Source organism: Oscillibacter sp. MSJ-31 (assembly GCF_018918025.1).
Classification (GTDB): domain Bacteria; phylum Bacillota; class Clostridia; order Oscillospirales; family Oscillospiraceae; genus Hominicoprocola.
Genome location: NZ_JAHLPT010000002.1, coordinates 220,013 through 231,916, shown reverse-complemented (window position 1 = coordinate 231,916; position 11,904 = coordinate 220,013). Strand labels below are relative to the sequence as shown.

15 protein-coding genes are annotated in these 11,904 nt (G+C 47.8%); 1 reads left to right on the top strand and 14 read right to left on the bottom strand.

From position 1 onward, the window contains the following. Positions 1–45: 45 nt before the first annotated feature. Together KQI17_RS03025 and KQI17_RS03020 are read right to left on the bottom strand one after the other, a co-directional pair. Entirely contained in the window at positions 46–861 is an 816-nt protein-coding gene (locus KQI17_RS03025; RefSeq protein WP_216494748.1) for a helix-turn-helix domain-containing protein, read from the bottom strand. Next, on the bottom strand, positions 836–1,654 hold the full coding sequence (locus KQI17_RS03020; protein ID WP_216494747.1) for a hypothetical protein: 819 nt from the start codon (positions 1,652–1,654) through the stop codon (positions 836–838). The genes KQI17_RS03025 and KQI17_RS03020 overlap by 26 nt, the downstream gene beginning before the upstream one ends. A 635-nt stretch (positions 1,655–2,289) precedes the next feature. Here KQI17_RS03020 and KQI17_RS03015 point away from each other — a divergent pair. After that, positions 2,290–2,472 carry a hypothetical protein gene (locus KQI17_RS03015; protein WP_216494746.1) on the top strand — a complete coding sequence of 61 codons (183 nt, stop codon included), beginning with the start codon at positions 2,290–2,292 and terminating at the stop codon, positions 2,470–2,472. 185 nt (positions 2,473–2,657) lie between these two features. On the opposite strand, the gene KQI17_RS03010 is transcribed toward KQI17_RS03015, so the two are convergent. The 12 genes from KQI17_RS03010 to KQI17_RS02955 form a co-directional block, all read right to left on the bottom strand. Continuing rightward, positions 2,658–2,912, bottom strand: a complete 255-nt coding sequence (locus tag KQI17_RS03010) for a hypothetical protein (RefSeq protein ID WP_216494745.1) — start codon at positions 2,910–2,912, stop codon at positions 2,658–2,660. A 140-nt stretch (positions 2,913–3,052) separates the two neighbouring features. Beyond that, positions 3,053–3,277: a hypothetical protein gene (locus KQI17_RS03005; RefSeq protein ID WP_216494744.1), complete on the bottom strand. Its 225-nt coding sequence runs from the start codon at positions 3,275–3,277 to the stop codon at positions 3,053–3,055. Positions 3,278–3,305: 28 nt separating this feature from the next. After that, complete coding sequence (locus KQI17_RS03000; RefSeq protein ID WP_216494743.1) at positions 3,306–4,577, bottom strand: hypothetical protein; 1,272 nt, start codon at positions 4,575–4,577, stop codon at positions 3,306–3,308. Between the two features lie 255 nt (positions 4,578–4,832). After that, entirely contained in the window at positions 4,833–5,150 is a 318-nt protein-coding gene (locus KQI17_RS02995) for a hypothetical protein (protein ID WP_216494742.1), read from the bottom strand. A gap of 134 nt (positions 5,151–5,284) precedes the next feature. Further along, positions 5,285–5,509 (bottom strand): hypothetical protein, encoded by a 225-nt coding sequence (locus KQI17_RS02990; protein WP_216494741.1) that lies wholly within the window; start codon positions 5,507–5,509, stop codon positions 5,285–5,287. Beyond that, on the bottom strand, positions 5,502–5,663 hold the full coding sequence (locus KQI17_RS02985; RefSeq protein WP_216494740.1) for a hypothetical protein: 162 nt from the start codon (positions 5,661–5,663) through the stop codon (positions 5,502–5,504). Before KQI17_RS02985 ends, KQI17_RS02990 begins: the two co-directional genes overlap by 8 nt. Then, complete coding sequence (locus KQI17_RS02980; protein WP_216494739.1) at positions 5,653–6,780, bottom strand: CHC2 zinc finger domain-containing protein; 1,128 nt, start codon at positions 6,778–6,780, stop codon at positions 5,653–5,655. Before KQI17_RS02980 ends, KQI17_RS02985 begins: the two co-directional genes overlap by 11 nt. A gap of 33 nt (positions 6,781–6,813) precedes the next feature. Continuing rightward, a complete protein-coding gene (locus KQI17_RS02975; RefSeq protein WP_216494738.1) occupies positions 6,814–7,602 on the bottom strand; it encodes a hypothetical protein in 789 nt (262 codons plus the stop codon). 58 nt (positions 7,603–7,660) lie between these two features. Beyond that, positions 7,661–9,871 carry an ATP-dependent RecD-like DNA helicase gene (locus tag KQI17_RS02970; protein WP_216494737.1) on the bottom strand — a complete coding sequence of 737 codons (2,211 nt, stop codon included), beginning with the start codon at positions 9,869–9,871 and terminating at the stop codon, positions 7,661–7,663. After that, positions 9,861–10,223 carry a DUF4406 domain-containing protein gene (locus KQI17_RS02965; RefSeq protein WP_216494736.1) on the bottom strand — a complete coding sequence of 121 codons (363 nt, stop codon included), beginning with the start codon at positions 10,221–10,223 and terminating at the stop codon, positions 9,861–9,863. The genes KQI17_RS02970 and KQI17_RS02965 overlap by 11 nt, the downstream gene beginning before the upstream one ends. Before the next feature lie 15 nt (positions 10,224–10,238). Then, positions 10,239–11,273, bottom strand: a complete 1,035-nt coding sequence (locus KQI17_RS02960) for a YqaJ viral recombinase family protein (protein WP_216494735.1) — start codon at positions 11,271–11,273, stop codon at positions 10,239–10,241. Positions 11,274–11,466: 193 nt separating this feature from the next. Next, complete coding sequence (locus KQI17_RS02955; RefSeq protein ID WP_216494734.1) at positions 11,467–11,904, bottom strand: hypothetical protein; 438 nt, start codon at positions 11,902–11,904, stop codon at positions 11,467–11,469.

Genomic DNA, 11,904 nt, shown 5'->3' with positions numbered 1-11,904 from the left:
CTTTATACCCTTTTCGAAAGGGGTATAAAGGGGTATAACGCATGATCACTGCCAATTCCGTTTCAGGATCTCACTTTTGAGGTACAACGTACTCTTTTCCGAGGATTTGATCGGATGGAGCTTTCCGCGTTTTGTTAGGTCAATGATGTTCTGCCGGGAGCAGCCCAAGATCTCCGCCGCTTCCGCTGCGTTGATGACTCTGTGGGCGGCAAAGTTTCGGAAATCAGCCGCCGTCAGAGGAACACTTTTGCCAATTCGATAGAGCATCGTATCCGAAACGGTCATGTTCACATCCCACGTAACGCCGTATCCGCCCGTCTGCATCTGCACATGCTGAAAATAGTCCGGCTTCTTGAGAAGGATCTGAAACGCCTTCGTCTTTTCAAAGTGCTTCTGCAAATCGCACTTCTTCACCGCGCCATCCCGGAAAAACACCAGCAGGCAATGATCCTCCAGCGGCAGCACATCTTCAATTCTCTTGGAGAAGCGCTTCGTAATTTCTTCCGGAAGCTCCTTCTCATCAATGGGAACGAGGTAGTAATCGTCCTGCGCGCATCGCCCCATTGCCAGCATCAATAACTCATACTCATCGTATTCCTTCAGATGATTGTCGCGCAAAATCTCGCCAATGTTCTGGCGGTCGGTCGGAACGATCCGCTGCTGAACCCAGATTTTGCTCCAATAGGAATTGACTGTGGTTTCTCCGCGCTTCACAAAGGAGTCCAGCAGCAGCGGTGTCTCCCATGCGTCTGCGTTCTCCGGCAGCTCAATGTAGAACCGCTTTTCCTGCTCGTAGTACAGGAGGTACGCCAGATCCTTCTGCTCCTGTGCTGATTCATCTCGAATGGCAAAAATCTTCATACGCGCACCACCTTTTCCAAATCATTTCCCATATCTTGTCCTGAAGCGTCTGCGAAAGCACGCCGTCCAGCCCTTCCATCAGTATCCGCCTGTCGCTCTCGTGCAGCGGCGTCAGCTTTGGCATTTTATCCTTCGGAATGATACGCAGGTTATCCCATGTGGACTTTGAGCCGATAAAGTTGTTGCAGGGCTTGTCGGCCATCACATCGAATGCAGCCGCCGCAGCATCATCCGGGCAGCTGCAAAGCAGAGAGAGGCCGTGGTCAAACAGGGGAGCCAGACGAATCGTCTTCTTTCGGCTGTTGCGCAGCACCTCAATATTGGCACCGTGGCGATCCCGGTTCAGGATCAGATAGTCTACGATCAGCATCTGATAAACATAGTCTTCCCATCCCATACGGATGCAGAAATCCAAAGCGGACTCATCCGGTAGCGCTTCCAACTCTTTGTAGGCATCCAAAGCGGTCTTGGATTCGCTCTTTGCCTTGAAATCCTCCGAGGCGCAGAGATAAACCTCATGGGTTCTGCCATCCACTGAAACATCCGCATGGATCAGCTGATAGGACAGATGAGGAATCCCCAGTATGGTCAGCAGCCGGTCAACGATCAGCTCGTTCACGCACTCATGCCCAATGACCCCACGTGCCTTATCGAAGTTTGAGAGCTTGTAATAGGTCTTCTTTCCGCCGAGTTCGGAGTATGCTTTCAGAAAAGAACCGGCAGTTCCGGAAGAATTGCGATAGACTGACCAAGAAAGATAGGTCAGATCCTGTTTTTCCTTCGTCATTTGCATAAGCGCTTCACCTCGCTGCCATTGTATAATACCACTTGTCATACGTCAAGTTGTTTTTTGCAATAAACTTGTCATACGACAAGTTTGCTTCCGCTTTTGGCTCTGCACAGGCCGCAACTTGTTTATAGCATATCGGATAAACAAGTTGCGATTCAATATTTCACGGCACAGAAAAAGGCAGCCTCCGGTTGGCTTCAACCGGAGGCTGTATGAGTTCTTGTTGTATCGTTCTGGTGCAAGAGATTCCAAGGTAAGTACACTAACAACCGTTCCTCTGCACTGTATATTTGTTTGCAATCTGTTTCGCATTTGCGAACCTTTTTCTGCGGTTTCTTTCAAATTAGATCTGTGCGGTTTATGAATCTCGTGTAGAGCCTTCACGTCTGACCTAATCGTTTACTTTAATAGTGATTTCGTATGTCATATTACGACCAAAGTCAACAGCATAAAGGGCGAGGAGCTTTCCAAATCGCTGTGTACGGGCGGGAACCGTACTTGTCCTTCCGTCAAATTACGTTTCTTCTTGTGCTCACACTGTTCTTTCACTCCAGCTAAATCTGTGCTACACTGTCAGGAAATCAGCGAAGGAGGGTATATAAATTGAAACAGAAAACGCAATGTGAAGGAGAGTATCTATGGAGGTACTTATGATTTTACCAAAATCACAGCAGGCGCAGAGGGAACTTGGGCAGGAGCTGGCAAAGTTCCAGTCCGAGCAGGTACTGAAGCGTATCCGGAAGCTACCTTGTTCCACGGGGCAGAAGCTGAAACTGGTGGATGCTGCCCTAGAACATCTAAGAAATTCAGAAATAATGTGATTTAGAGTGTCCCTTCTGAAAAAACCAGTTTTGTCTCAGCTTGTCTGCTCGAAGATTACGCACTATATCCGAGCAGGAATATAAATTGAGGCTCCACATAGAGTGGAGCCTTTTTTAATTGCAAATCAGCATGAGCGCTTTTGCGGTGATTATGGACTTTATAAGGCGAAACCGATCTAACTCCGTTACGCATTGATCATTCTGGTAGTTCGCACGAGGGAGCGAGTCAATATCGACTCCATCTCATAATTGCCCCTGAAGCAGGGGAGGAAAAAGACCAGTGCCTTCTGGACACTATGGAGGTCTTTTTTCGTGAGGTGACCATCATTCAGATGTGCCTGCAATTCGTTGTACTCAGCGGCAACTTCAGGTGAAGATGCCCCGATGAGATACTGGTCAATTAGTCCCTGCAAAACAGCCATTTCGTCAAGCTCAAACACCAGAAATCCTTTCTCCGCTTACCTGTAAACACAACATATAGAAGGGTAACATATTGCTTGTCTTACTTCAATCGGCGTTGGATACAAAAAAGAACGGGGAAATTCGGCGCGTATCCCTCTTGACAAAAGGAGTTCCTTGATTACTCGTCCTGTACGGATTCAAACTGAGTCAAATCGCAATATCCCTTTGCGGCCAGCTCTTCAATAAATGAATCAGCATTGGCTTTTACAACTTTGGAAACAACATAGCAGGTCTCGCTGCTGGTGTAGAGGAAAAGCTGGTTGCTTTCCGGATCATAGACGGCTTCTTCAACTTCAAGGGCAATGCGCGTTTGATCCTGCCCATCTCTTAATAATGCTCGCATTTGACGTCCTCCATCCGTTTTGAATTGCTTATTTTTGTGAAGATATCACCTTGCAATATGCATGACGGTCTAATTTCAAATACTTGGCAAGACGCATGTATTGCAGCATATGCCATTGCCCAAATGCACGAGGGAAAAGATAGCTAACGTGTTGGGTGATCCTCTTAAGTTCCTCTGGTACCTCAGCGCTAAAGACGCAAGTGCCTTTATAGCCCCTTCCATTGCGCACGTCTTCCGCATCAAAAAACGCTTCGCCTGCATTCTTATAGATCTGCCGGAGCATGTCGAAGACATCATCGCGAGTATAAATTGGGCAAGACAAAAACAGCGGATTTTCCGAGAATTCTTGAAAAGAAACAAACGAATCGCAGCTATCTTCTGCGTGATAAGTATTATGGGTGGCAGAAAGTAGATCCATCTTTTCCCGAAATGTCTTTGGCTTCAGTTTGAATAACACGTTGTATTCGCCCTGCTCCAGAACCAATGTGTTGAGGATGTCTTGGCAGGAAACATCATAGAGTTCTTCTGGCGTTATGTCATCAGCCAGAGCGCCGGTTTCCCATTGCACTTTGTCGAGTACATCCAAGAGGTTGAGTCTTAAAAGTAAAATCTTCTTGAGGTTTTCTCTTTCAAAAAGGTGCCAATCGTAGCATAGGCACTCTTTGCCGTCCTGAGTTATGCCGACAAATTCTTGATAATCTGCAAGGCCCTTCCCAGCGGGGAGAATGACCATGCCAGATACTTCCAACTGGTCGCTGTTTTGCCAGCCGAGCAATGCCATATGCCGATGCTGCCTCGCATAATGCCGTTCAATGACTTTGCGGGCAAGGGGAATCACGCGTGAGGTCATCCGATACTCGAAAGTCATTTCAGAGGAAGCCTTCCACACGTACTCATCCCGCAGCGAAAAACCATCTCTGCGCAGGGCAGATCTGCAGTGTGGGCAATTTCTTTCGGGCAGATCCAATCCGACAACTGCCTGTGATTCTTCGTGATAATAGCCGCAGTTGGGACAGTAATAGTGTGCCGGCATAGGATTCAGTTCGTGGTCACCTAATAGATAGATCAGGATCGAATTGGTTATCGTCCCTGCAAGATATAATTTCCCGCAGGTTCGCTTGGCTGCATCGCTAAGTTCCTTAAACAGCAGAAAATCGTCATGGCAATCCGGCTTTTCTGACAAGTAATCGATTTCCCGTTCAAACCGTTGGGATACCTCATTCGGGATGCCTGCCGGATACAGTTCGCGCAGTGCGTCTTCACAGCAAGTCCTTAGATTATACAAAGGCTGATCTTTCATGTAAGTCCTCCCCTTTGATTAAAATTGATTTATGTTGATATATTTTAGTGCCTTTACATTACGAGGAAAATGATCCAAAGAGCAAAGCCGAAAACGGTCAATAGGATTCCAAGCTCTTTTGTGCTTGAATTTGGGGGCACCAGGAGGTAAAGTCCAACGAGAGGCATAGCAAAAATCAATAACAGTATCTGAACCAAACAACCGAGCGTTTCGACTTCTCCATTCCTACGATATCTACCAGCCATAATAGTTACCTCAACCTTCTATCAAATCCTCGATTTCTTCAATCTTTTCGTCGAGCAACTCGCGCTGTTCCTCCCACTCTTCATATGCTTCACTGTCGGGGTCATCGGGTTCTTCGCTATCGAGAATGTCGCGCTGTATGCGAAGATCATCCCATCGGTCTGCCAGCTCATCAGGAGACAAGCTTTCATAATCCTCATCTTCTTCAATAGACACGGAGATTTCAGCATCTGTATCTATCTCGGAAATTGCAGATAGAATTGCGCCGAGAGCAATTGCACGCTCACTTTCACTCACTATTCCGTCATGGTTAAAATCAAATAAACTCATCATTTCGCTCCTCTCTAAGATGTAGTTTAGTTTTACTATACACAGCATAATTGAAACCGAGTCCCATAAACCGGACAAGATGGTTTGGAGTCAAAAATAGCGAGGTGGAAGCACATAGCTTCCACCTCGCTTGATCACTCATTCACTGAGTTAAGAGTAAAAGATTTTTTTCCAGAAAAGCGATCTCTCAGAAAGTTGGTTTGATGCTCGATTTCTCCGAGAATCTTTTCAACTTCTTCATCGGTGTAGTCGTAAGAAAAACGAGATGCACAGTTACCCAGTTTATAGAAGTCGTTGATGAGAACTTCCATACGCTTTTCAGCAACTCGCACGAAGCGATCATGTTTTGTTTCATCCATTGTTCTGATTCCCCTCTACTTCAATATCGAGCGTAAAGAGAGGGACGATATCAAGATCGTAGTTCCCATCCTCTGCGCATGAGAGCCCTTGTGCCTCCAGCAATCGCCGCTGAGCTGTCGGGGTCAGATCAGAAAAGTAAAAATCAATCGACATATTGTTCCTCCATGGATTTTTTGTTCAGGCGGTTTTTCTTGATCATGAGCAATAGATCATCAATTCCTTTGCTGCGGGGATCCCAGGCGACCGGAGTCATATCAAAGCCAGCATCGCATCCTGTTTCCAGAACGCGATTTCTAGCTGCCCGAACATTCTCATTTACAGTGGCATCCATATCAAAGGCAACTTTAATCCTGTAGATCCCAAGTTCATGAAGTTCTGTCAGAGCTCTTTGAAACTGATTGATATTTCCGACCCCCGTTAGCCCGACAAAGGCTCTGGGGCAACCCAATTCACAAGAAAGGCAGTATGCGATATCTGACTTCATGACGCCTTCTGTAAGATAGACGGCATCAGTTTCTTGCGTGACACCAACAAAATGCGGACAGCATGTGGCAGACGTGCCGCAGTAGCGATCCACGCTTGTCAGATTGTTGAACTTTGACTTGTGAACCTTGTCAAGCCGGATCTGAATAGCCTCGATTTGTCCGCGACTGTTTCGATCCGGAAGCATGATCCCTGAGCCTCTAATATCCAATTTCCAACGGCTTGTGTCACGGTCACAGTAGAAACCAGGAACCCCTTGCAGCTCGCACCCTCGCTCAAGTAATTGCGTCACAATTTTGGGTGCTCTGACTGCCGGCGTTGTCTTATAACCAAGCCGGTTAATGTCATCATTGGAGAGTCCCCGCAGAAGCAGGGACTCTCGATGTGCGGCACCCAGCGAGAGCAGGGAAAGAAGGTTACTGTAGGTGTTGTCTCGTACCTCGATTGAAGCTATGGGCAATTCCGGTGCTACAACCTCGGCAATGCGCTTCGGGAATGCTTCCCGAGTTGAATCAACGCCAGAGTTGAAAATGCGGCATAGCTCGTCGTAGGCTGTATTCATGGTGACATCATGCATCAGTGAGTAAAGATGGAGAACACCGCCACCACGCCCACAACGATTGCAACGAAAGACGTTCTTGCTTATTTTTACATTCAGGTGAGCCTTCTTGTCATCGCAAAACGGACATTTGCAGTGCAACTGCGTGCCGGTGTTTCGCACCACTTTGATGCCTACAAGATTGATGACATCTTCAATGGAACACGGCAAATTGCCTGCTGAACCCATTTTACTTCACCTCCATTCGGTAAGAATGCCTATTTAGCTGGCTTTAGTGGTTGCGGCATTCATCAGTAGAATGGCACCTGCTTTCAGAGCCAGGTTTTTGCCGGCATAGTACTTCACATACCATTCAAGATCTCGGGGGTTGCTCATGACGATCTGCCCCAGAGAAGTGCCGGCATAGCGACCGACATCGACGATCACATTCTTGGCGTCGTCTAAAGTCATAGTATTGAGGAGCTCGTCCAAAGAGAGAGGCTTGTTCTGTTTCGAAGGTACAGACGTTGGCGTGGGTACCGGCGTAGCAGGAGCCTGGGGCGATGCAGTGGATGTAACCTGATGCATGACATGAGCGCCACTATCAGGAGTTGCGTCCTGTGCATCTTCCATCGCGGCCATATCAATGGGAGCATCGGCAATGATGTCCCCAAGCAAATCTGTGCTGCCACAAAACTGTGTCCCGTATCCTGCGGCGGCAAGCACGCGGCCCAAAGCTGCTGTTTCGGCAATCTCCAGATAGCGATCGCCGAACTTCTCGCTTGTCAGGAAGCGTTGAGCACAGGAACGGGCTACATACTGATCTGCAGGATCAGACTTATCATCATAGAGCTTGCAGCAAACGACGGCCGACTTCTCATCGACATGGATGATTTCAGTGTCGATCTTACCGTTTGGCTTGTGTAGCCGGAACCAGAGCAGTCGATATTTTACATCCAGATATAAACTCAGGCTGCCGTCTTCATTTGGCAAGCGCCGAGTAAAGTCCGCAGGATTAAACCCATCTACAGAATTGATTGTAGGCATGTTCTTCATAATAGATTCCGTCATAAAAATAATCCTCCTTGTCTTTCCGGGGCAAGGCAATTACAGCCTTGCCCCGGTTTATTCATACTGCTCGCCGTTGAGTTTCGCGCTCATAATAAGCTATGATCCGATCGGCGAGAACGGTATTTCTTTTGTCAACATCGCACTTGTGAATAGCCGTAAAAACAGCTTGCCTTTGCCCGATGATGACGACCTTGCTTTTTGCACGGGAAATTGCCGTGTATAGCAAATTTCGACGTAGCATAACATAGTGCTCTTTCAATAGCGGTATGATCACAGTTGGGAACTCCGCACCTTGCGATTTGTGGATGGAAATGCAGTAAGAAAGATCCACATATTCCATATCATCACCGGTGTAGAGAAGCTCACGCCCATCAACCAGAGTAATCTCAATTTGTGGTTCGCCGTCTTCATCAACCCGAATTGCGTCTATGACGCCAACATCACCGTTGGAGGCTGCCTCGCTGTTTCTCGTTTGGATGATACGATCACCTTCACGGAAAACCTTGGTTCCACACTTGATTTCGTTAACGCCGGCACGCTTGGGGTTAATCATTTCGCGGATGGCCTGATTGAGATTGTCTGCACAAACAGCACCTCTCCGCCTGAATGGGGAAAGAATCTGGACATTCTCCAAACCGTGCCGATCCACCTCTTCGAAAAAACACTTCATGACTTGCCCCGCTGCATCATCACCATCAATTGCGTCCTGCATGATGAAGTCATCTCCATACTGCAGGTGAGTGTCATTGTGATTGACGGCATACGCATTCAACGCAATACGGCTATTGCTTGCTTGACGGAAAACCGTATCCAACATGGCTGTTGGAACCATTTGGCTGCGGATCATCTCGCGCAGTACATTGCCGGGCCCAACAGCAGGTAACTGGTCAGGGTCGCCGACAAATAGGAGCTTTACACCTGGTTTCAATCGCTCAAATAGCGCGTAGGCCAACCGCATATCGACCATGGAACACTCATCAACAACGACAAAATCCGCAGATAAGAAGTCTGGGTTCTTTTCCTCAATATCCTCGTCACATTGGATGCCCATGGCAGAATGCAATGTGGATGCTGGGAAGCCGGTCTGCTCACTCATGCGCCGGCTTGCCTTGCCGGTTGGCGCAGTAAGGAGAATTTCGTGCTTTGGGAATAAACGGTGGTAGATATCCAGAATCACTCGAAGTGTCGAGGTCTTACCCACGCCGGGGCCGCCAGTCATAATTGCAATCGGTGCTTCTAAGCAGAGTTCAACAGCACTGCGTTGCGAAGGAGCCAACTGATAGGGCATTTGGGCCTCAGATTTTACAATCTCAGCTCGAATGTCAGGTATCGTAGGCGTGTTGTTGTTCAGAAGCATGGACACAATTCTCTTGGCTGCCTTGACTTCACATTTTCGTTCAAAAGTCAGGTAGATCCGACCTTTCTCGTTATAAATGGAATTGTGCTGAACTTCGGAGTTCAGCGCATACTCTATATCGCTCATAGGAACTACAGCAGGATCAAAATCCTTATTCAGTAACTCGTAGCACTTACTGAGCAATTCATCCTTTGGCAGATACAAGTGCCCACTGGACCTTGCTTCCTCAAGGCAATAGTGGATTGCGCCAGAATAGCGTAGAGGATTACGAAGACTCACTTTTGTCTTGCGAGCGATCGCATCGACCGTTAGGAATCCGAAACCTCGAATTCTGCATAGTTGGAAAGGATCCCTCTTAACTATTTCATAGCTGGTCTTTCCGAACTCCTCGTGAATCTTCGCAATCTTTTTCATCGTGACGCCATAGGGAGCCAGATAAGCTGTAAGATCACGCAATTCATGGGTCTCCTGATAGCTTCTCTTGATCTTCTCCAGCTTTGCTTTTGCGATACCTTTGACGGAAAGAAGTGCCTCAGGATTGTTCTCAAGGATATCCATTGTACTGGTGCCAAAGCGAGCGACGATAGCCTTTGCGGTCCCCGGCCCAATGCCTTTGATGCAGCCAGAGCTGAGATATGCGATTAGGCCGGCGTTATCCTGCGGCGCGATGGTTTCAAAATGATCCACAGCAAGCTGCAGACCATACTTTGAAGGTTGCCAGGTTCCTTGTAGTTCCACATCAACGGTATTAGTTGCCGGGAGATGATATCCAACAGCTGTGATGTGAATCTTATTGTCATGGTGGAATTTGCTTCGGGCTGCATCCGGCACGGTCACATCTTGAGTTTGATAGCAAAAGACGCAATACCCGTTTGATGACTGAAAGATGGTTTTCTCAAATTTACAAAGCATGCTTCATCCCTCCCACACTCATAGACTCGACAATTGCAGGCCGATAGAATACAGGAATACCGAGCTTTGTTGCGTGGTCAATCTCACCCTGCATTCCAGATGAGATTGCAGAACCAAATACAACCACTCGTGCGCACATAGTCAGAAGCTTCATGTCAAATTCCAACGCCAATGCACGTTGCTCTGCAATTCTATCGTCCAGTAAATACGGGAGATAGGCGTGAGGAGCAACAGCGCGGTCGCCAAATTCCTCTTCAGCTTTGACAGCGTAGGTGCAAGCTTTTGCTGCATTGGCCAGCATCTCAGCCCGCGAAGGGGCTGAGAGTGGCGAACACACATAGGTAAGAGGCATAAGAGAGGTCTCCTTTCATAGATCTTGTTTCTTGATCTTGAAGACACGACTCTCTGTTGTCTCTACAAAATCATCATAGATATCCGGATATTGGGCTTTCAAAGCATTGAGCTTTTCCTTAGAAATCCCTTCACGGTACTGCGGATTATAAGTGATTGTGACGCGCTGGCTATTGCCCTGACAAACGGCGGCGCAAGCGTTGCCGAGTTGCTCCGCAAAGGGAACATAAGCCACCTTGATTTGTTCTTCCAGCTTTCTCGCCTGAGACTCAAGGATGCTTTTTTGAGCCCTGAGATCAGCAATCTGAAGTAGTGAGGGAAGGTACGAAGAATCAATCTCAACGGTAGGCAAAGCGCAGTCTGCGGGGCCGTAATAGCGGCGCAGAGCATCGAGAACCATGTCGGGCTTCTCAGTGAATTCAGGTTCCACACGAGCCAGAACGTTATTGTTCCAGAAGTCCTGCAGGAGGAGAATGTTGTTCTCTTCCTCGTCCAAATCTCGCTCAATCTTTCGCCATACAAAGTCTTTCTCATTATTGGAAAAGAGACAGGCAATGTAGGCTACGTCGATATTCATTACGCTCATGTAGTGCCTGACCTGAAGCTCATAGTGACGAGGAACAGCGCCGTTGGCCCACTTGCACATGGTATCGAAATGAGCGGTTTTGCATTCTAAGATGGCTGTGCTGCCATCGGGAAGGTGAATGAAGCGATCTACATCTGCGAGCATGAAGGGAAATAACGGATGCTGGTACATGGTCTGATCGCGGTAGACACTGAACCCTGTCTTCTTTGCGAAGATCTGGGCGACAACGTCTTCCAGTAAATGCCCGATTTGGAACATGATCGACTTGTCTTCATCCGGAACGACAGGTTCGACGCCAATCTTGTCATAGTACAGCTCTCGCTTCGTTCGATAAGGAGAAAGGCCAAGGGCGGAAGCAACATCACTGCCACCAATTCCCTTGCGCCGATAGGCAAGCCACTCATCTTCGGTCAGGTGTTCAGTCTGAACAAACACATTAGGGGTGTAATTCAAATCCAAAGCCATTACTCACATCTCCTCTATCTCAATATCTTCGTCAACCATGACGGACTCACTCACATAGTCACCATCTGGCAGCGGACAGTCAGGGCCAAGTGCATACGCAATGGCCTCGTCCCTGGAGTCTGCTGCGACGGTTATATGGCCGTATTCTTGCCATACTAACGGAATTCTGAAAGTCGGCATAAGTTCGTTACCCTCAGTAATCGCATTTTGTGCACCAGCTCGGATTGTTGAGCAACACTGCTGCACGAGAAGCAGCAATGTCACAAACATCGAGACTCTCAATATCCTTGCTGGTGACAATGATGGCAGAAGCAATGATGTACCGGAGCTTTTCATGCCCACATTCAAGGATGATGACAGCATCATCCTCGGCAATATGCTGCTGAAGAGCCTCTAGAAACTCGTCATAGCCATAATCGCAGTCATCGTCTGCCGTCTCAGGGCTTTCAGGCTCATAGCCGCTGATTCCGTCATAGCAACCAAAGCCGAACTGGATATTGCCCGCAGTATCTTTTTCTTCCCATACTTCCAGCTCGCAGCCACCGTACACTCGGCTCATGAACTTGCGGAATGCCTCCGGATCTTTGACTCTAAAATAATTCGTTCGAGTAGCACACTCATAGTTGGCCAT